Annotated in this window: 20 protein-coding genes; 10 read left to right on the top strand and 10 right to left on the bottom strand. The window is 37.4% G+C overall.

Annotated elements, in window-relative coordinates; translation table 11 throughout:
• The 7 genes from ACYVAD_RS11340 to ACYVAD_RS11310 all read right to left on the bottom strand — a co-directional run.
• A partial coding sequence (locus ACYVAD_RS11340; RefSeq protein ID WP_461139606.1) for a hypothetical protein occupies positions 1-309 on the bottom strand: 309 nt, incomplete at its 3' end.
• 14 nt (positions 310-323) lie between these two features.
• On the bottom strand, positions 324-1,376 hold the full coding sequence (locus ACYVAD_RS11335) for a toll/interleukin-1 receptor domain-containing protein (RefSeq protein WP_461139605.1): 1,053 nt from the start codon (positions 1,374-1,376) through the stop codon (positions 324-326).
• Positions 1,377-1,387: 11 nt separating this feature from the next.
• Complete coding sequence (locus ACYVAD_RS11330; protein ID WP_461139604.1) at positions 1,388-2,353, bottom strand: toprim domain-containing protein; 966 nt, start codon at positions 2,351-2,353, stop codon at positions 1,388-1,390.
• 591 nt (positions 2,354-2,944) lie between these two features.
• Complete coding sequence (locus ACYVAD_RS11325; protein ID WP_461139603.1) at positions 2,945-3,904, bottom strand: replication protein RepA; 960 nt, start codon at positions 3,902-3,904, stop codon at positions 2,945-2,947.
• A gap of 116 nt (positions 3,905-4,020) precedes the next feature.
• Complete coding sequence (locus tag ACYVAD_RS11320) at positions 4,021-4,272, bottom strand: hypothetical protein (RefSeq protein WP_461139602.1); 252 nt, start codon at positions 4,270-4,272, stop codon at positions 4,021-4,023.
• 11 nt (positions 4,273-4,283) lie between these two features.
• On the bottom strand, positions 4,284-4,925 hold the full coding sequence (parA, locus tag ACYVAD_RS11315; protein ID WP_461139601.1) for a ParA family partition ATPase: 642 nt from the start codon (positions 4,923-4,925) through the stop codon (positions 4,284-4,286).
• Positions 4,926-5,703: 778 nt separating this feature from the next.
• A complete protein-coding gene (locus ACYVAD_RS11310) occupies positions 5,704-6,087 on the bottom strand; it encodes a DUF2958 domain-containing protein (RefSeq protein ID WP_461139600.1) in 384 nt (127 codons plus the stop codon).
• A 275-nt stretch (positions 6,088-6,362) separates the two neighbouring features.
• Between ACYVAD_RS11310 and ACYVAD_RS11305 the strand changes: the two genes are divergently transcribed.
• Positions 6,363-6,728, top strand: coding sequence for a hypothetical protein (locus ACYVAD_RS11305; RefSeq protein ID WP_461139599.1), 366 nt, complete (start codon positions 6,363-6,365; stop codon positions 6,726-6,728).
• A gap of 71 nt (positions 6,729-6,799) precedes the next feature.
• The gene (locus ACYVAD_RS11300) at positions 6,800-7,138 is read left to right on the top strand and encodes a hypothetical protein (RefSeq protein WP_461139598.1); all 339 of its coding nucleotides are present in this window, start codon (positions 6,800-6,802) and stop codon (positions 7,136-7,138) included.
• A 1-nt stretch (position 7,139) separates the two neighbouring features.
• Here the strand turns inward: ACYVAD_RS11300 and ACYVAD_RS11295 are convergent, their stop codons facing one another.
• Both ACYVAD_RS11295 and ACYVAD_RS11290 read right to left on the bottom strand, forming a co-directional pair.
• Positions 7,140-8,258 carry a DUF4238 domain-containing protein gene (locus ACYVAD_RS11295; protein WP_461139597.1) on the bottom strand — a complete coding sequence of 373 codons (1,119 nt, stop codon included), beginning with the start codon at positions 8,256-8,258 and terminating at the stop codon, positions 7,140-7,142.
• Positions 8,259-8,280: 22 nt separating this feature from the next.
• Positions 8,281-9,042: a DUF2971 domain-containing protein gene (locus ACYVAD_RS11290; RefSeq protein WP_461139596.1), complete on the bottom strand. Its 762-nt coding sequence runs from the start codon at positions 9,040-9,042 to the stop codon at positions 8,281-8,283.
• A 147-nt stretch (positions 9,043-9,189) separates the two neighbouring features.
• Here ACYVAD_RS11290 and ACYVAD_RS11285 point away from each other — a divergent pair, with 147 nt between their 5' ends.
• The 4 genes from ACYVAD_RS11285 (at position 9,190) to ACYVAD_RS11270 (ending at position 11,534) form a co-directional block, all read left to right on the top strand.
• Positions 9,190-9,849, top strand: coding sequence for a recombinase family protein (locus tag ACYVAD_RS11285; RefSeq protein WP_461139595.1), 660 nt, complete (start codon positions 9,190-9,192; stop codon positions 9,847-9,849).
• Between the two features lie 86 nt (positions 9,850-9,935).
• Positions 9,936-10,199: a hypothetical protein gene (locus tag ACYVAD_RS11280; protein WP_461139594.1), complete on the top strand. Its 264-nt coding sequence runs from the start codon at positions 9,936-9,938 to the stop codon at positions 10,197-10,199.
• Positions 10,196-10,609: a PIN domain-containing protein gene (locus ACYVAD_RS11275; protein WP_461139593.1), complete on the top strand. Its 414-nt coding sequence runs from the start codon at positions 10,196-10,198 to the stop codon at positions 10,607-10,609. Before ACYVAD_RS11280 ends, ACYVAD_RS11275 begins: the two co-directional genes overlap by 4 nt.
• A gap of 28 nt (positions 10,610-10,637) precedes the next feature.
• Positions 10,638-11,534 (top strand): DUF4238 domain-containing protein, encoded by an 897-nt coding sequence (locus ACYVAD_RS11270; RefSeq protein ID WP_461139592.1) that lies wholly within the window; start codon positions 10,638-10,640, stop codon positions 11,532-11,534.
• 354 nt (positions 11,535-11,888) lie between these two features.
• Here the strand turns inward: ACYVAD_RS11270 and ACYVAD_RS11265 are convergent, their stop codons facing one another.
• Positions 11,889-11,951, bottom strand: coding sequence for a hypothetical protein (locus ACYVAD_RS11265; protein WP_461139608.1), 63 nt, complete (start codon positions 11,949-11,951; stop codon positions 11,889-11,891).
• Positions 11,952-12,128: 177 nt separating this feature from the next.
• Here ACYVAD_RS11265 and avs1a point away from each other — a divergent pair, with 177 nt between their 5' ends.
• Genes avs1a through avs1c (ACYVAD_RS11245) form a run of 4 tightly spaced genes read left to right on the top strand, consistent with a single transcriptional unit; the run spans position 12,129 to position 19,660 of the window.
• Positions 12,129-13,322 carry an AVAST type 1 anti-phage system MBL fold metallo-hydrolase Avs1a gene (gene avs1a, locus ACYVAD_RS11260; protein WP_461139591.1) on the top strand — a complete coding sequence of 398 codons (1,194 nt, stop codon included), beginning with the start codon at positions 12,129-12,131 and terminating at the stop codon, positions 13,320-13,322.
• On the top strand, positions 13,319-19,147 hold the full coding sequence (locus ACYVAD_RS11255) for a S1 family peptidase (protein WP_461139590.1): 5,829 nt from the start codon (positions 13,319-13,321) through the stop codon (positions 19,145-19,147). Before avs1a ends, ACYVAD_RS11255 begins: the two co-directional genes overlap by 4 nt.
• Positions 19,144-19,389 (top strand): AVAST type 1 anti-phage system protein Avs1c, encoded by a 246-nt coding sequence (avs1c, locus tag ACYVAD_RS11250; RefSeq protein ID WP_461139589.1) that lies wholly within the window; start codon positions 19,144-19,146, stop codon positions 19,387-19,389. The genes ACYVAD_RS11255 and avs1c (ACYVAD_RS11250) overlap by 4 nt, the downstream gene beginning before the upstream one ends.
• Entirely contained in the window at positions 19,376-19,660 is a 285-nt protein-coding gene (gene avs1c / locus ACYVAD_RS11245) for an AVAST type 1 anti-phage system protein Avs1c (RefSeq protein ID WP_461139588.1), read from the top strand. The genes avs1c (ACYVAD_RS11250) and avs1c (ACYVAD_RS11245) overlap by 14 nt, the downstream gene beginning before the upstream one ends.
• The last annotated feature ends 7 nt before the right edge of the window (positions 19,661-19,667 follow it).

The raw sequence follows: 19,667 nt of genomic DNA, 5'->3' as shown, positions 1-19,667 counted from the left end.
AGCTAAAAAGTCAGGAGTTTTAGTAGAATCTGGTACTGTCGGATGCGTTGTAATCTCAAATCCTTGATTTAAAAACAATTCATGTATGAATAGCTCAAAAAAGGCTGAATCGAAATCAACCTTCTTAAAATTTTTTTTTAAAGATTGTTTATCGCTATCAGGGTATCTTGAAAACCAATCGTTCAGCATTTCCCTAACTTCTACGAATTTATCTTTAGCTGTATTATCATAGAATTCGTAACTATTATGCTGATGTTTTGCATATTCAGTATTTGATCTGGGCTTATCATCAAAAAGTTTTTCCATCATATACGAATTTACAATTAAAACCCTCTTTTTCTTCTTTCTGCCAGCATAGCGCGCCTTGCTTCTTCTATTTTATCAAATAACCATACAAATGAATTTTTAATTATATCTTCAGATCTATATGTTGTGTTATCATCTTTTTTATTCCACTGAGGATTTGAATTCTTATCAACGTCAAAACTATATCTTTCTAGTTTTAGCCGCTTGGGCTCATCACCGGGAAAATAATAACCACTGTTATCTAATGAAGGTGCTCCATCAATATATTCAATAACGAGTTCTGCTCCTTCCACACTGTTGCTGTATTGAATAATCCACCTATACCTTATTGAATATCCTTCGCCACTGTATAAAATCGCCTTATCATAAGCTTTTTCTAAATTAAATCTAAAGTCGGTTGCATCCCTGTATTTAGCGGCTTTCAAATCAATATTTGAAAATAGTTGGTTTACAGAATAATCAGCAGTATTCTTAGCTTGTTGGGAATTTAGAAAGTGTATTCTCTCATACTCTGATTGTTCCTCATTTCGTAATTTATTAGCACGTTCTACTAAGGGGTCTAACTCCTCAATTTGATCGAAATTTGGTATTTTACCTGGTTGCGGTCTTACTGCTTGTGGCTTCCCATAAATATCTTTTACAAGTTTAAGCAGGTCTGATTCATATTGATTATCGTTAACCATTGAACGGTAAACCAATGTCTTAATATAACCAGGTGCACTTGTTTGCGTTGTTCCTGCTCTTAAAACCGGTAAATATTTATCATTTTGGTCTTGCAGATCATATAATTCTTGAGAAATAATCGAATGTTCAAACCCTGCCCCTCCTCTCCTATCTTCTGCCTTCGTTTTGTAATTGGGGGTTAATATAATTAGAACCTTATCGGCTGCTTCTAAGGATTTTTCCATAAAAGCGGTCATATTTTTCCCGACTGTCAAATCATATTGATCTAATAGCACTATAAGACCATATCTTTCGGTTAAATCATCTGCTAGTTTTAATACCCATTCTTGATGTGTCTCACCATCCCAAGAATATGAGATAAAAACAGTTCTTCTTTGCTCTCCCATTATTAAGAGATTTAGTGCGCAATGGCTTTGCTGGCTTGATATTCAATTAGAAACAAGTTGAAATCTTTGTGATTACTATAATTAATTGAACAATCTACTGTGAATAGTGGTGCTTGCTCCTGGATCAGATCTCTAACCTTGTGGCCGGTCTTATCATTATCAAGGTAAAGGCTGATTTTTGTATAGTTACCTGCTTTGAGGAGTTCTTTTGTTCGCTCGTGAAAAGAAGCAGAATTCATGATGAGTGTATCACCCTGCACTAATTCTTGAAACTTGGCTAGATCTGCTGATTGGTAGTAGGTAAGTGCCGATAGGAAGTCCATAAACCCTTCAAAAACTGCCACTTGGCCTTCCTTCTTGCCTTTAATGATCGTTACGCCCTTTTTACCAATGGAGCTTTTAAAATAGGCGTTTCTGATCTCATAGCCTTCTTCCTCATTCCTGATGCCTGCGGCAAAATAGACTTTACCCGTTTCATTATTGCGGTACTGTACTTCAACCAGGTACTTGGTGGCAAGCATTGGATCTATACCGCGTTTCTCGGTAAGATACTGGATCAATGCCTTACCATTGAAGGAATCAACGCTAAGCGGGTTTATTTTGCGTAGGATAAGCGTTTCTTGATCGTCGGCGGGGGTAGTAGCTGCCGAGGGCGCTTTTGTCGCTGTGGGCGCAGAAAATAGACTTTGCTGTTGGGAGTAGTTACCGGCGAGCCTTTCCAGGTTAGCTAAGGCTCCTTTTACATCAGTGCTATAGTAACGCATGGCGAAATCAAGCACTGTACCGCCTGCATCACCGAAATCATTCCAGATCCATTTACCGCCTAAGAAGCTGGTATGGAAGGAAGCATCATGTTCATTCCTGAACGGGGATTTATACCAAAGCTCTCTCCCACCCTTTAGGGTTTTAACTGGCTGATGGCCAAGCTTGGCCAAAAGATCAGGGAGTGAAAGTTGCTTTGCCTGTTCAGAGTTCATGCATCTATTTAATCTATAGACTTGATTTTTACCAAATCTTTTTTCTTTTCAATAGCAATATCGGCGAAGCCGAAAAAAAATTTAGTAAAACGAAGTTTTTCCACATTCCGGGACGGCACTATAGGTAATTAAATTATAGGGTTTATTATATATAGGTTTGCGCGAGTAAATTCACGTGGACTAGTGCGAGTAAATTCACGTAGATAAGTAGTCTAAGCGCGAGTAAACTCACGTGGATAACTTTTCAAAACGCTCGAAATCCACTGGTGCGAGTAAATTCACGAACATGCAGTAAATCATTGATTATCAATCAATTACTCGTGTGATAGACTCTTTGATGCTACGCTGCCTTGAGTTTATCCACATCAAACAATCAGTATGTTTGGCCTTAAAAGCGCGAGTAAATTCACGAACATTATATTGGCTTGTAAGTCATTGATTATCAATAGCATATTTTGCGGTATATTGCCACCAGAGTTTCTCTAGCGCTAAAAAGCGCGAGTAAATTCACGTGACTTATTAGCAACAGAGAGCAATTGTCTATCAGCTCTTATTTGTACTAAGTTGATACATAAGAGGGTGCGAGTAAATTCACGAACTTTGGGCTTCCTGCTCCTTTTGCTCACCAACCGAAATAGGAATTTGCATGATAATCTTCTTTTCAATCGGGGGTGGAGAATGAAATAAGTTTAGCCCTTTATCTGCTACTTCTTCAATTTTGGCGAATGGGTATTGCATTATGACCGACTGCAAGGTTTTTCTGAAATCTCTCCTGAAATCTCTGATACGTGTATAATTCTGGCCGAACTGTTCCCATAGATTGACCCAGGAAACAAACTGATAGTCACCTTTTTCTATGCGGTGAAGCCTTTGTGCTAACCATGCATACATATCTAGAGCCATTGTATTGTGTGCCAAGGCTCCTAAAGCCCTTTCATCCAAAGGTATAGCATGCTCCAAAAGGCTTTGGAAGTAATCCCCTGAAAGCTGTACGCTAGATGGCCATAAAACACGTTGCCTTTCATCTTTAGGAAACCATAGATCGAAGGCGCTTACAATTTGTAATTCAAATTGAGCACCTCTTACCCCGTCACTATAACCCATGCTCAAACGGGCTGTCGATAACCTGCGGAGCTGCTCTTTAACTTCCCTGATTGAGTAACCATCTGTGTTAAGCCCTATGCGCTTGATGAAAGCAGACATTGAATCTTCCACATCAATGATCTTGCTTTGGGTTTTGATAGCTTGGCTATTTATATGAGCAAGTATTAGCCTGGCCTTTGTGCCGTGTGGCAAACCTACATTTTCAAAGTGGCCCTCCTGGTTAATGGCTTTACCGGCCTGAACCAATAAGGAAACGTTACCCTGCTTCTGTTCCCATTCTCTAACTTCATCTCCTGGATCACGTGTAGGTAAAAAGGTTTGACACAATACAGAATGCTGGAAAACTGCGTTCTTGATCGTTGCCTTATCAGTGGCGATTTTGACACCGTTTTGAAACGCTTTTAGCTTTCTATCACTGATCTTTTTAGGCTCTTTTTTACTTTCCATGTAAGGTGCAGGTTAGGGTTTCATATCATAATAACCAGGTAGTCAGGCAATTCAATTATATTATTTAAAGAAATACAGAAAAGCATAAATCTTTAAATCTGTATTTCTGTATTTCTTTATTTCCTTAAATCATCATTTATAAGTTTTATTATGTGCTCCCTGGCCGTGCTTTCGCCTAGGATCTTAATCTTCATAGCTTTATAAATATCCATAGGAATATCTATAGTAAGCCGGTGAGTTTCTTCTTTTTTTGAGTGGATCTCTTTAACGGCCTTTTCAGTCTGCTCAACATTGATTTCAGACTTCTTCACTTCAACCTTTGGGCTTAAGCCTAGACTATTTTTCAACCCTAATTTTTCTTTTGCCATGTTCCTAATCCTTAAAGTTTTTTGATGATCTCGGTCAACTCGTTGAAGAGCGTGACAATTTCGGTTTTAGCTTTCTCGTCTTTATACTCGACCACGCCTAAGCCCTTAACCACTGCTTCACGGTAGGCGGTGCGTGATTTGATAGTGGTATTAAGAATTGGTATCTGCTCTTCCTGCAAAACTTCCATTACCTCTTTGCTCATATTAGTATTAGGCTGGAATTGATTCATCAGGAAGTATGCCGGTATCTTCTTTTCCTTCTCGGCTTCAGCATCATGATACCGTTCCAGGAATTGCTTTGTTGCCCATATATCAAGACCACTTGGCAGGATTGGTATTAGCAGCAGATCAGCTAGTAGAATGATTTTACTTGTGAGCTTATTAAGCGAGGGCGTACCGTCGATGATGATAATTTCATAATCCTTGCTGATAAGCTTTACGTTCTTGGAAAGCTCTATACCATCTGGCCAACCAAATACAGGGATGGCAGGCGCGTCTTCTGATCGTAACCCTGACCAGTGAATAGCACTCTGGTTTGTATCCACGTCACATATGCAGGTTTTATATCCTGCATGGGCGAAGCAAACGGCAAGGTTTTGTGAAATGGTGGACTTACCCACTCCACCTTTTAGGCTCGTTACTGAGAGAATCATTTAATCCTTCTGTTGCTGTTGAAAACAAAAATAGATTTTTAAAGAAATAAAGAAAATCGTATTTCTGTATTTAAAGGAATAAGCTTTTGCAGAAATAAAGAAATGATGATTTAAGGAAATACAGAAATCTGTATAATTATTTTCATAACTGTTTCATGATCAACACAATAAACAGCATGAAATTAGAATGTAATCCTTCTTATATCTTCTCTAAGGACAGGATTACCGCTGTAATATTTATCGTAGTATCGATCACGCAGGTGCTTAGGCAGACACTTAACCAGGCTGCAAGTATGATGTTCTGAATAGGTTTTATTCATCCGGCATTGTTCCCTGTAAACTTCGGTAAGCCATCTATCCTCATGATCCTTTATGGCCTGGTTTAACTCTTCGCCGGTTAGCTGGCTGTCATGAAAATCAATCTGTGATAGGGCAGGAGGGAAGCACATAATTAGCTTATATGGCTAACTGTGCCTGGTGTGTCAATAGGCAGGAAGTTGATCCTAATGGAAAAAAGCAACTAACTTTTGTTGACTTGCTCTATCAAAGTTCGATAAAACTCTTCCTGACCGGGGTGTAGCTTTGTCCTATAGATTTCCCCTTTATAACGGAATGTTAAATTGAGATACTTATCCTGATCGATCTCCTGAACAGGTGGGGGAGTAGCATTCACATAAAAATCTGGGAGTGGCTTATATTCTTCCATAGCTTTGCTTTCGTTTTCTACAAAGTAAAAATAGTAAAAGCCCTGCCTGGTCAGGGCTTCAAATCGTAGTTGTTATTTCTTCATAGCCGTAGCAATGAGCTGCAATAACCTTTGATCTTCCGTAACGATGCGCTCTTTCTGATAAGCTGCATCAGCATAAACGCTGATTGGGTATTGACCTGCAAAATGTAAATCACGCTCGACTGGCAAACCGAAGCGTCCAAGCACTGTAGTAAGCTCAGTAATTGATATATAGCCAAGTTCTGGAAAACCTAAGCCAAGATCACATAGGCCAAAAGCAAGATCTGTTTCTTCAGGATCTATTTCAGTGAGCAACCAGGTACAACCGGCATCCGGTGTAAATAGCTTTATTACTGGTTTATGGTCTTTACCTCGATTGGCAGAGCTGCCATTGTTGAGAAGTTTAGTTAGTTGTTGTTTGGTAAACAATTTCATGTTCAATCTCCTTTTAGGTTACGGTTTACGGGGACTGAACAACCGCTGCTATAGCGAACGAACCATGAATAAATTTTGGTAGGGCGGGGAATTGACCGTTAGGACAAGGCGAAAATTTTTATTGGTGAAGCTGAGTGGCTGCGGTAAGACCACGTGGCAAACCGGCGACTGGCTGAAAGGAATGGGTGAAATATCTAAGAACTAACAAATTATGGAAGAGCTATCTAACTAGTTAGAAAAGTATTGTATATTATAAATCTCTTTAGATCAACAACTTGGAAGAAAACTACAATAGGGTCATGTACTACAAAAGACTGCTAGAAAATATTATTTTCCCATTTTTACTATTTGTAATAATACTAACTGTATCAAGCTTCCTTTTAAATATATCATTAGGACAAAACACTACTGAAATAGATAAATGGTCAAAGGTAATTTCTATAAGCGCACCGATAGCAGGGTTTATTTCTGTTATATATACTTTGATTGTTGCTAGAGAAGCCCAAGATAAACAGGTTAGCCAATCTTCACTTAATTTATTTCAATTGTTTACAGATGAAAGATTTCGAAATATTAGAAATAAAGCTTGGGCAGTAAAAACAAATAGTATACAGAGGATGGGTATAGAGAAAACTTATTAAATAATACAAAAGACTTTAATCAAACTTATACTAAAATTGAGGAATTTAAATCGAATGTACTATCGAGCGATATGGGAGCTATTTATGATTTATTTTCATTCTATGCTATATTAAGTCAGTATGAAGACTGTTCAGAAACTATAAAGAATTGTGAGTATTTCTATTATGGTTGGTGGAGAAAATTTTTATATGAATTTGCTCATGATCTAAGGGAAATAAGAGCCTTGAGTAGTAATCGTGATTTAGAAGAATATCGAAGAACTATCTCTTATTTGCCTTCCCTGAAAAAGTTAGACAAAATTATGGGGTTTTCGAAAATGGATTCGGCTTCCTCAGAAGATCCTACATTTAGATATATTATTGATATACATCAAAGTAGTTCTTCAAAGCTATCAAACAATAATAGTTAAATTATTTTACTCTATTAAATATTCTCATTACAGGAATTTTTAATTCATTATCATTAGCTGGTTGTTCTCTCTTAACTTTTTCTTTATAATTATCTATAGCTATTTGTCGCATATGGTCGACCCGATTGCCTAACACATACTTCTCTGCATTTTTTGTTAGAACGCAAGATGGCAGTCTTACCTTGGCGTCTATTTCATAACCACTTATAACGAATAGGAAATTATCTTTTTCAGGATTTTCTTTAAATTCTTTATAATCATTCTTTTTTAATCTCCTATACTTTCCATATAAATTAGTAATCTTAGTAATATATTCCTGTCGAATAAATTCATTAAAATAAAGATTTTCATCACAATGAATAACTTGTAATGTATTTAGAACATTTATGTCAGAGTCAAGATTGATTTTTAAAGTATCATGATTTTTATACCCTAAATCATATATAGCTGAATCATAGAATATTAGAGAATGCCTAGGTGATATAGGCAGTATTATCTGAACTCCTAAAGACCCAAAACCACATGTTGAATATTTTACATTTTTTCCCTTCAAAAATTGATTATACTTAACTGCCGGATGGTCAGAAAGTAAAAACACTGTATTTGATGTATTAATTATGAGCTTACACTTCAGGTCATAAGTTATATGCATCGAATCTAATGCCGTGCTAACTGCTTGAGATGCTGCATTTTTAATTCCAAAAACAAAATCATCTACAAATTTCCCTATAACTTTATCATGCCTATAAATTGCTTTTATTTTCATATCAAAAGATTCGTTCCATTCCTCTTGAGTATATTTAGTCCGCATTGATTGAATCATGGTAAAAATATGCATCTTCGCATATTCGTCGGTTCCCCACGGAGGTAGCTTATTAGTATCTATAATTTTATTAAATATTGGACTTACTTCTTGTTCAAGAGTTGCTAGCATATTTTCTATTTGCAAGTCCTCTCCATAAAAGTAATCAGATTGGGCTTGCCCTTTTATAGGAGCTTTACAATGCAGGTATAAATTAGTTTTTATATTATATATACTAATAGTTTTCCTATTATTGAAACAGGAAAAATTCTTCATTAAGAATTGAGGGACAAAATGTTGATTTTTCTTTCTAGCCATAGCGTAAAACAAGGGTCAATTCTCAATTCCACACTTTTTCAAACTCTAATTTTAAATCTGTAGGATGCGGATATACTACATAAACAGGGATTGTCGGGAATTTAATTTCTTGGATCTCAAGCAATAACTTATAAGCGCTTTTGTTATTATCCGGAATTTTATGCCCTATATAGATTGCTTGTAAAGCTTCTGGCACAAATTCTAGTTCTCTATTATCGCCTTGTTTTAGTTGTGTAATGATTCGCCATTCCTTTTCGTAGCTCCAATGCTTAAACTTAGTGCTTAAAACATAATGCATAGCAAATGGATAATCATTCTTTATCCTGACCGGCTCTTTGGGGTATATTACTGAAGTGAGTGCATATTTATCAAACCGATCTTCATTCATATTTACGGTTACTTTATCTCCCTTGAATTTGATAGCAAAACCATTATAATTATTCGTATAATGTGCCCACATTAAGTGGTTATCAATAGTTTCTGATAATGAACTGATACCTATATTCTTAATATTATTCCTGCTAACAAATTCTACCTTAGCATTTTCCGTTATACCTCTTACTAAATTCAAGTTACAATCAAAAGGATCGTTAAAATCACCTGGATTAGAAAGATAAAAGTAATGTCTAAGTAGAGAGTCGATACTATATAGATTTAGAGAATAATATTTATAGAGATATTCAGGGCTTTTGGGCATCAGCTCTTCATTTTGATAAGTATCCCATAAAGCTGTTTCTTTATTAAAGAGCAATCTATACTCTTCATCAATTGTGAATTCTTCCATATCCAAGTACTTTAGCCCAAATATACAGTTCTCCTATGACACTAGTAAAGCTATGGCATTTTTTGAACGCTCGTTTATAAAACGCCATAAAGCACTATATTTGATTCAACCAGCCGTGGAACACCTACCTTCGGTAAAGAGCGTATCATGAATTACATCTGCTATTATCGAGTATCGACCAAAGCGCAAGGACGATCCGGCTTGGGCCTGGGCGATCAGCAAGCTATTGTCAGCCGGTATCTGCGGGAAGGGGACCAGATCAGATCTGAATTTACTGAAATCGAATCTGGCCGAAAGAGTGAGCGGCCAAAGCTGGTTGAAGCAATCCGGGCTTGTCAGCAACATAAGGCAAAGCTACTTATTGCCAAGCTTGACCGGCTAAGCCGTAATGTTGCCTTTGTAATGACGCTGAGAGATTCGGGCGTTAACTTCGTAGCTTGTGATCTGCCCGATGCCAATACATTAACAGTAGGTATGATGGTGACCTTTGCTCAATATGAAGCGGAACGAACTTCTGAACGTACCCGCGCTGCCCTAGCTCAGAAGAAAGCTCAGGGGTTCAAACTAGGTAAACCGGAAAACTTGACCTTGCAAGCCATTCAAAAAGGAGAAGCCATTCGGGTAGCCAATGCTATTACGAACAAAGCCAATGTCCAAGCTACAGAGCTAGCTACCCTATACCGAAACAAGGGCATGACCTATGCTCAGATTGCGGACAAGCTGAATCAAACCCACTACCAAACTAGGCGTAACAAGCAATTTGATGGCAAAGCCGTGTATCGGCTCCTTCAGCGAGTAGGTTTGTGAGGCCTTTACAAAGCGGCTAGAACCCGATAAAATGGAAAAGCGTTATATTGGCACCAATAAACACAAATACGGATACTGATAGCACCATGCAAACTACTTACCATATAAAGCCTAATCAAGTAGATGATAGCTTGATGAAGGCTATAAGAGAGCTTTTCAAAAATGAGGACGAGCTAACCATAACTGTCTCTTCAGAAAAGAAACCTGAAGCTGTCATAACTTCAGAAGAAGAAAAGGAAAAGCTTTTCTATAGTTTGTTCGGAAGCTGGGAAGGGGAAGAATCCGGGACTGAACTAGTAAAGCAAATTTATTCAGCTCGTGTTAGCAGGACTCGTGACATAGAACTATGAGTCAGTATTTACTAGACACAAATATTTGTATTCATTTTATCAAAGGCGAGTACGATTTAGGAAGTAAAATTCAAAAGGTTGGTTTTCAATCCTGCTATGTATCGGAAATTACGGTTGCTGAATTACTGTATGGAGTTGAGAACAGCGCACCTGATCGACGGTCTATAAATCTTCAGAGAGTCAAAAGTTTGAGGGCATCATTTTCCGAGCGTGTAATCCCCATAAGTGAATGCTTAGAAGAGTATGCTAATCAGAAAGCCCAACTAAGAAAAATTGGCCGACGCGTTGAAGATCTAGATATTTTCATTGGGGCAACATCAATAGTCAAAGGGTTGATTTTGGCTACTCGTAACACAAAGGATTTTATTAATATGGAAAATATCAAATTGGAGAACTGGATTAATAGCTGATAACTTACCACGTTTATTATTTGTTACTATGAAAAGCAAAAATAAACCTAAGCAACAGCATTACATTCCAAGAACCTACTTGAATCAGTTCCGAATCGCAGAAGTAGAAGGAAGTTTCACCTACTGTTACGATATATCGAATAAATACAGAAAAAATATTCAAAAAATAGGCCTTAATCACGCCACGTTTAAAAGGAATAAATATTATCATCATTCATCCTTGATAGATCCATACTCTATCGAAACAGCTTTCTCAGAAATTGAGAATGATTATAATCGTATAATTGAAGTAATTAGCTCGGAGAAAACTATTGGTACGGAAACGGTAGAGTTACTAATTGAATGGATTTTTGTTTCAAGAATGCGAAGTCCACTTATTAGAAATAATATTGAGAACAAACTACTGTTGTTAAATGCTTTCAATAAAAATACTGATTATCAATCTATTATAGAAGAGTCAAAGATAGAACACTTGTCTATTTTCTTTGACTCTCATAAATTTAGTTCCACAATGTGGCCGTTCATAAGTGGAATAAATGCGAAGAATTGGAAAATATTAATAGCTCCAAAGGGCTATTCGTTTTTAGGCTGCGACAATCCTGGATTTCTGTTAAATGCAAATCCAGAAACATACAAGAAAGAACTATTTAAACAGTTTATCGAAGTAGACGCTGATTCCTTAATATATTTTGTTTTATCTAATAAATACTGCTTGGAGATATGTTACTTTGAACAGGGAACACCACTGGATAAGTGCGCTATGAATATGGCTATAGAATTTGAAGAAATTTCTGTTTGGCATTTAGACCTTATTAATCATGGCACTTTTTTCACTGCTGTTGATGTAGTGTTTTGTGACAATAGAGAGCAGTTAAAGTTTATAGAAGATTTTGGCAAAACATACTCATCAGAAATTGATGAGTAATGTAGAAAAAAATGAAAAGCATAGGGGTAACAAACCTGCAACGCTCGTTCTTGGTTTGTTACCCCTATGTTTCTTAAGGTGCTTCGCCTTGGGTAGCTGCATCGACATCGGCTACCCAAAGCCGTCCCTGTGTGTCTACCACGAAGGTACGTTTACGCCTATTGACCTTCCTGTGAGCGTCAAAACCTCGCCATTTACCGATCATGGGAGCAAGCTTAACCGATTGTGTATCGATACTTACTACCGAAGGTTTTGACGTTCTGCTTGCTGTCGGTCGAGTTGGTTAAGGGCCGCGTTAATGTGTTCAAAATAGTCGGCCTTTTTCCAGCGATCAAAATAATAGTATACGGCCTGCTAGTGGGGGAAGTTAGGCGGCAGGTTTCGCCTTTGACAACCGGTACGTAAGATCCAAAAAATGGCATCCGTGATGGTACGTAATTCGTGTTTACGCTTGCGCTGAAGGTCAAAAAAAGGCGAAATTGCAGCTCACTGGTAGTCGGTCAGTGGTTGCCACTGAGTAGTTATTATTTTGTTTCTTGGTCGATACAAAGTTGACTCGGCTACCAGTCCTTGTCAATTCCCTAACACGTTCTTATGTTAATACTAATTAAAAGTTATCCAGCCAAAAACGGAGATTGTTTCTTGATAAGCTTTGGGGAAACTGAAAAAGAGAAAAAGCATTTGCTTATTGACTGCGGTTACGTTGATACTTTCCAAAAGTATCTAAAGGATGATCTAATAAAAATTGGCAAGAACGAAGGAACCCTTGAAAAATTAATCCTGACACATATTGACGCTGACCACATTCAAGGAGCAATAAGGCTTTTAAAAGATAACAATGCCAAAAAATTTATAGCAATAAAAGAAGTTTGGCATAACACATATCGTCATCTCAATGGGCAAAAGGAAGGTGAAATAAGTTTAAAGCAAGAGCGAATTTTACAACAGATAATCCGAAGAGGATATATCCAAAGCGAAAGCAAACAGGGAGAACAAGGAATTAGTGCAGAGCAAGGAACAACAGTGGGTGCATTACTGCTGCAAGGAAAATATTCATGGAATAGCGACTTTAATAATCAGGCCGTTTGTATTGAACAAAGGCCAGAAATTGAACTAGATCCTGATACTAATATCTATCTTCTCTCCCCTGACAAGCAAAAGTTAGAAAAGCTGAAAGATCAATGGGCTAATGAACTAAAAAGGTATGCCACTGATTTCAATGCAGGCAATTCGCAGTTATATGATGACGCATTTGAGATGCTTTTGTCATGGGAAAAGGAGAAGGCTAAAGTAGCACCAAAGCCAATTTCCGCCACAAAAGAAACGCTCGAAGAATTATTAGTAGCACCTTTTGATGAAGACAATACAGCTACAAATGGCAGTTCTATTGCCTTTATCTTACAGGTTCAAAATAAAAGAATACTTTTTCTTGCCGATGCTCACCCTAGCTTGATAGTTCAGTCCCTTAATGAATACCAAAACGAAGGCATAATAATCTTTGATTTAATTAAAGTTTCCCATCATGGCAGCTTTGGTAATATCAGCTATGAATTGTTAAATAAAATTGATTCTGAAAAGTACCTTGTATCAACTAATGGCCAAAATCATGGTCATCCGGACAAAGAAACTATAGCACACATCATAACCAGGAAAGTGCAATTTCATAGGAAAATATATTTTAACTATATCACTGCTAATTCAAAATATTTTGATAGAGAAGATTGGAAGGAGAAATATAATTACTCAATCCACTATTTAGATCAGCAGCCTTATACACTAACATTATGAGCCATAAAATATTAAACCCAAAGCAAACAGAAATAGCAACTGTGCAGGTCACTTGCGGAAACAAGTCGGGCACAGCCTTTTTCGTTGCCACCGAAGGAGATAAACAAATCTTACTTACATCTGAACACAATCTGCCTGAAGGGCAACCGATAAAGTTACATTTAAATGAAAAGGAAGTAGACGCGGAAATCTTGGAGAGAATATCAGATCGTGATGTTGCCATACTGGAACTTAAAAATAAACTTGAAACTATCATTCCTGCTCTCCCTTTAAAAAAAACAGAAATTCCTTACAATGAAAATTGGGAAACTTATGGGTTCCCAACACAAAGGGTGGAATCTGGTGGGAAGTATACTGGCAGCGTTTCCCGGACTAACAATGGCACAAAATGGGACGTGGATTTAGAATGTGAGCAATACAACAATCTCGATCAATTTGATGGATTGTCCGGCTCGCCGTTAGTAATGAACGGGCATGTAGTAGGAGTGATTGGCTACGATACCGTAGGGACACTTGGCGCAACAAGTATCAGTAGTATTACTGAGATCTTGAACAAGCACCATATCATGGTCACTATCGATAAAGGGCATGCTATTCCAGATTCGATAGAAAGTGATATATCAGACACTACGCCCAATGAAGAAGTATTGCAAAAAATAAACGATGTAGTTGCAGCGCAAATTGATGGGAGCTATTTTCTGGTGAGTGGCAGCCCAGGTTCAGGCAAAACTACAATAGCTGCCCAATTGGAATTTGAGGTTGACAATTATATTATAAGCGACCGATTTTTTGTAAAGGTTCCGGAGAGCGAAGAAATTCCAACACAAATCAGGGCAACACCGGATTTCTTTATGAGATGGGTAGAGGAAGTTTGTCATCGTACCCTATACAACAGTCTGCCGCCCAAACCCAAAGCTGAAAAAGCACTAAATGACAGGATAATAGACATCCACCAGGCGATACAGCAGTTATCCTTTCATTATCAACAACAAAAGAAAATAGCCTTTTTGATCATAGATGGGTTGGACGATGTTAGCAAATCCCAGATGGAGAACTTTCTCTCCGTGTTGCCTTTTAAATTACCACCACAGATCAAGGTCATTTTTTTATGCACATCAAAAGAGTTACTACCGAATGCGTTTCAGGTTGCAATTGATTCGTCAAAGGAAATTAAGGTTACACCACTCTCCATTCAGAACGCGGAAAAATATCTTTCCGAGCATGTAAAAGAAAGAGGGTTTAACGGGAATCAAATAGCTGCACTGGCAGAAAAATCAGAAGGGCATCCTCTCTATCTTAGGTATCTGACCAAGTATATCTTAGGAATGGGCGAAATACCTTCTATTGATGATTGGATCAGTTCCATTCCTGTAATTGGTGGGGAAATAGAAAACTATTATAACAAAATCTGGATGCAAATAAATGATCATCCTGAAGAAATCTGGCTTGCAGCTACTTTATCAAGATTAAGAGTGCCGATAAATAAGAAAACCTTATCAGAAATACAGCCCCAGGCTACGAAGCACAGTTTCCTCTCAAGTTTTAAAAAAATTGAACACTTGTTAAGAGACAATGAAGCGATAAGTATCTATCACACCTCTTTTTCTGATTTTGTAAATAAAAAGACAGATGAATTAGGCGAACAGGTACATAAAAACATAGGTAACTATATTCAAAAACACTCTCAGGAAAATTTTAGCCTGTCTGAGAAAGTGTATCACTTGGCGCATGGAGATGAGCAAAGTAAAAGGAACGCATTAGACGAATGCAACCAGGCATGGATCGATGATTGTGCATTGAACAGTATTAACCCTGATATTGTTTTGTCAGACGTTAAAAATGTAATTGGTCTTGCCGCCGAATTGGGGATAGCTCACAAAGTCATTTCTTTATTGCTGCTTTCGCAACGAGTGAATTTTAGATACAATACACTTTTTCAGGAAAACGCCATTTTTCTTGTAAATGCATTATTGGCTTTAGGCAAACCGGAAGAGGCGATAAAGTATGTTGTACGCAATAAAACGCTAATAATTACTGATGGGGATGCATTATACCTTTTGCAAAAATTTTATGAATATGGCGCAGATGATGAAGCTGAAATCTTATTAAATGCGATTAATCAGACGTGTATAAATATAGTTGAATCAGGTCTGGAATCAGATTCATTCAATCGATATATTCATTTAAGATGTAGCGCTGTTACGCTGTCTTCTAATGTAGATTTTAAAAGAGCTTACCACGAATTTGGCCACGTTAAGGACATCGCTATTGAAATGATTGAAACAAGCGGTAACCCGCCAGAAGCAGTTCACAATTTTAAAGACGATGTTGGCTCTTATAATAGTGGCTATCTCATTTGGCGATTTAACGTACCTCCACTCACTAAACTCGTTGAAGAAAAATTTAAATTGGACGAAAAAGCAAGTGGTTTTGTCGCACTAAGTATCTATCATGCATTAGAATTTCAAGAAAAAAGCCCCATTGTTAAAACAGAAGATAATATCCCTGCTTGGATAGAGAATTTAGAGTACATGATTGACAAGTACGGAACTCATCCTGACTATTATTTCTTTCTGCTTTATGTTTTATTTGGCAGATCAAAGAGGTTTGATCTTATCGAAAATTTATACAAGGATGTTTTTCCAGGTGCCGAAGAATTCGATTTGAGAAAAGACAATGGCGTTGACTTAAATCATCAATCCATACATCGGTTTACGCTCAATGCAGAATGTCTTGGGTATTTTGATACTGTAAACCAGTATCCGCCATTACCACAATATGGGTACACTTCCAATTGGGAAGAAAGTGTAAAATCTGTTTTTAGGTATTTATGCTTCCTTGCAGGTAAAGTAAAGCGTTATAAAATTGACCGCAGGAATGAAGAGATCAAACAGCTTCTGAGTAAACTAACCGTGCTAGTTGAAAAGCTAGTTCCGGATTTAAGGGATAGAATGAGTTGGAAGAGAAGCTATGCCCTCCCTGAATTAATTTACCCGGTCATCTACAAAAGCCTAATCCATTTATTGGTAGATGCTTTCCCCGATTATATTCCCACTTTCGTTGAGCAGATAGTCAATAAGAAGTCATATCAGCTTGGGATCTATACCGAAGGTTATACCAATAGCTTGTTTGTTATTGCTAGGGAGTTAGCTAAGGAGGTCAAACATGAAGTGTCGGCTTTCAAAGTAGCAAAAGTCTTAGAAGAGCATATTGTAAACACAGTAGAAAATAGATGGGAAAGAAATGAATACCTGTTGAGATTAGTTGAATTGTATGCGCTCCTGAAGAATCATGATAAAGCTAAACACGTTTTCAAGGAAATGATTAATACCTCAATGGGGCCGTCATGGTACAAAGAAGCTCAGTTGGGAATAATCAATACTGCTGTTTCAAATATCGTTTTTAAAGATGGCAATCTTTCCTACCTGCAGCAGTTCGCAGCACATCTTCATAATGCGTCTGGTGAAATGACATTTCAGCGATATGTGAAACAGCAACAGGAAGAGTTTGTCGGTGACCTGGCTAAAGTCGGCTTTTTAAATAAGTCAATAGAGTACTTTAAGCATTTGTTGCTTCCGGATCACCGAACGGTCATTACCAATGCTGAGTCGGGTACGGTTGATATGCCTTACATAGGCGAGGGATATGTGTTAGGAGCCAGGGCAATCGAGGAGCAGAGTGGTATAGTGGATATGCTGCGGAATATTAAAGATTCAGGTTCCCTTATCGTTTGGGGACTTTGTGAATTGTTTATGCTTGGAGATGATAGATACATTAGAGGCTATGCAAAGATTCAGGCAAGTATTCTGAACCATTTGGAAAACAGTGAACCAGGAAAGCTAGATTTAGTATTTAAGCGTCTGGCTCGGTTTTTAGTTGCTGAAATAGACGATGAATTTCGGTATGAGTACCTACGAGAATTGTTTAGTGAATTGAGCACTTCAAATTTTGAAAAGTTGAAACCGTATTTAGAAGCGGTTGGAATACAAACGACCCAACCCTCAAAAGGAGAAACTAAAGAAGAAAGAAAACATTCAACTTCTAAACGAGAAGAGAAAGATGCACTCGACGACCTAATTACTGCAAAAGAAGACGCACAGCGGAAAATTGATACAGAAAATAAGAGCGGTGCAAGAAAAGTAATAGTCGACGCACTGCAAAAAGTTCAGGATGAAAAATATGGCGTATGGTCATTTAACTATTCCAATAAAATTAATGATATAAGAGATCTTTTTGCGGAAACGTACGACAACTCAGCAGAATTTATCAAAGACATAAAACAACTGATTATTAATGAACCCTATTTTGAAGAATGGGTAATTGCCAACCAAATTATTTCATTGCTTCGGAATATAAATGATGAGAACGAAAAGCAGTTGATATTAGAAGCTGTCCTGGAACATATTAATTTGATGGTGAGGACTGACCAGCATTTTTATGACCGGTATGAGTGGCTGAATAAAGGAGCCGATAAAGTAAACATAAATGAACAAGATGATCATTTACTAAAATTTCTTATTTGGTTTTTAAATCATCCGTCATTAGTTGTGAAAAATCGAGTTATTGAAACCTTGGTTTGGCTCGGCTCCATTAACACAGGCATTGTTTTGCGAGCACTAGTAAATGAAATACTTTGTGACGGCTATAGTATTTCAAAAGAGCTCTCCGCTGCTATTATTCATCAGCTCTCTAATGTAAGCCCTGATAGTTTTGCAGAAAACCTGAAAGCTGCTTTGGAAGAAAAGGAGCAAGAGCTATTGAAGCTTAATCACTTTATGATAAGGGAGGCCATTCTCGCATCTCTTATCGAGCTTAAAAACAATGGCATTGATGATCTGGATGAGTTGATTGAAAAGTTGGAGCGAACATTTGTTGCAACCAATAAGAGCAAAGGTGAAATAGTGCTTGAAGAAGAATTTTTGGAACCGTTAAGCGAATCCATATATGAACTTAATGAGTTAAATATTTTGACTAAACAGTTTGCTGAAACATTGTTAGGACAGGTAAAAGCATTAGTACCACTCTCCATTAAAGATAGCAGGAAAGCGAGTGAGTATATTGATCGAAGTTTTAATGATCATAACGACATTTCACTTGTTTCGGATTTTGATGTTCTTTTGAGATATGCTTTAAATGTTGCTGTGTGCTCTTGCACAACAATCACTGACAGAGAGAAAGTTGCTGATATATTACGGTTTTATCAACCAACCTTCCCTGAAAACAAATTAATACCTCAGTTTAATAGCAGTAACGAAAATTTTGAAAATGCGCTGAAGGATTTTATTGAAACTGGTAACATTGTTTTTGACAAACTGTCAGTTAACAATGAGCTTCCGTTGAATTACTATGCTACAGAATACTCGGAATCTCGCCAAAGCATTAAAGAGAAAATAGAGCTCACCGCCTACCTGATCCCAGTAGAAAAATTCTCTGCAAAACGCTACTCTTATCCTTGGCCGACTTTTTCTGCGAATGGTTACCCTAGTAGTGTTTCAGAGAAAGAAGAAGATGTAATTCCGTTATTTATCAAGAGTAGATATGCGGGTAGTGTTACTGGAAGTGAGTTAGTGCCGGCTGTAATGACTGCCACTCTAGGTACTCTAATTCCAAATCTTAAAGACAATACTCAATCGGTATACTGGCGTAAAGGAAGAAATTGGGATAATAGAGTACAGGGGGTTGCTGAAAAAACAGGTTATTATACAACCGTAACGAAAGACAAAATAGAAACGCTGAAAGCCGGGTATAAGCTTATTTGGCAAGTATCTTTTGGACATAAATCCAAATATATTGATGTTTTCGAACAAAAGGAGATAGTAAGATGATTACACCTAACAAGAGAAAGGAATTTGAAAGGCATATTGACATTCTTGCTGAAAGCATCGAAAGGAAAACATTTCACTTACCGCCTAGCCGCAGGTTGATCAATAGCTTGCTGAACGCAAAACAATTGCCGAACAGACGTATTAATTTTTTGACTATTGACGAATCCGCACGACTATTAGCTAATTCATTGGCAAATTTCGACAGACCAGAATTTAAAAACCGAAAAAATGCCGAACAGTAGAAGGGAATTCGAACATAATATGCATTTGCTCAAGGAAAAAGCAGAAAAAGGGCAGATACACATTTCCAAATCAAGCATAAGATCAATTAAGGGACTTGAGAATGCCCGGTACGCACCTAATCAAAGGGTAAACCTTCATACAATTAATGAAGTGGCTCGGCTAATGGCGAATACCATGACACAAATGAGTCAACAAAAAGAATTTAAATCAAAAGAAGATGGAGAAGACGAAATACGGGATGGCCCCCACCGAAAACTAAAAAAAATTTGAGCACAAT

The sequence above is a fragment of the Spirosoma pomorum genome (genome assembly GCF_054776615.1).
Note: the sequence above shows the minus strand (reverse complement) of the source record. Positions and strands in the feature narration are given on the sequence as shown.

Bases quoted from the DNA above. Each gene is read 5' to 3' on its own strand.
- ACYVAD_RS11300 (WP_461139598.1), top strand. From the start codon at position 6,800: ATGGGAGCTATTTATGATTTATTTTCATTCTATGCTATATTAAGTCAG.
- avs1c (WP_461139589.1), top strand. From the start codon at position 19,144: ATGATTACACCTAACAAGAGAAAGGAATTTGAAAGGCATATTGACATT.
- ACYVAD_RS11320 (WP_461139602.1), bottom strand. From the start codon at position 4,272: ATGGCAAAAGAAAAATTAGGGTTGAAAAATAGTCTAGGCTTAAGCCCA.
- ACYVAD_RS11310 (WP_461139600.1), bottom strand. From the start codon at position 6,087: ATGAAATTGTTTACCAAACAACAACTAACTAAACTTCTCAACAATGGC.
- ACYVAD_RS11275 (WP_461139593.1), top strand. From the start codon at position 10,196: ATGAGTCAGTATTTACTAGACACAAATATTTGTATTCATTTTATCAAA.
- ACYVAD_RS11330 (WP_461139604.1), bottom strand. From the start codon at position 2,353: ATGAACTCTGAACAGGCAAAGCAACTTTCACTCCCTGATCTTTTGGCC.
- ACYVAD_RS11335 (WP_461139605.1), bottom strand. From the start codon at position 1,376: ATGGGAGAGCAAAGAAGAACTGTTTTTATCTCATATTCTTGGGATGGT.
- parA (WP_461139601.1), bottom strand. From the start codon at position 4,925: ATGATTCTCTCAGTAACGAGCCTAAAAGGTGGAGTGGGTAAGTCCACC.
- ACYVAD_RS11325 (WP_461139603.1), bottom strand. From the start codon at position 3,904: ATGGAAAGTAAAAAAGAGCCTAAAAAGATCAGTGATAGAAAGCTAAAA.
- avs1c (WP_461139588.1), top strand. From the start codon at position 19,376: ATGCCGAACAGTAGAAGGGAATTCGAACATAATATGCATTTGCTCAAG.
- ACYVAD_RS11255 (WP_461139590.1), top strand. From the start codon at position 13,319: ATGAGCCATAAAATATTAAACCCAAAGCAAACAGAAATAGCAACTGTG.
- avs1a (WP_461139591.1), top strand. From the start codon at position 12,129: ATGTTAATACTAATTAAAAGTTATCCAGCCAAAAACGGAGATTGTTTC.
- ACYVAD_RS11295 (WP_461139597.1), bottom strand. From the start codon at position 8,258: ATGGCTAGAAAGAAAAATCAACATTTTGTCCCTCAATTCTTAATGAAG.
- ACYVAD_RS11270 (WP_461139592.1), top strand. From the start codon at position 10,638: ATGAAAAGCAAAAATAAACCTAAGCAACAGCATTACATTCCAAGAACC.
- ACYVAD_RS11285 (WP_461139595.1), top strand. From the start codon at position 9,190: ATGAATTACATCTGCTATTATCGAGTATCGACCAAAGCGCAAGGACGA.
- ACYVAD_RS11280 (WP_461139594.1), top strand. From the start codon at position 9,936: ATGCAAACTACTTACCATATAAAGCCTAATCAAGTAGATGATAGCTTG.
- ACYVAD_RS11290 (WP_461139596.1), bottom strand. From the start codon at position 9,042: ATGGAAGAATTCACAATTGATGAAGAGTATAGATTGCTCTTTAATAAA.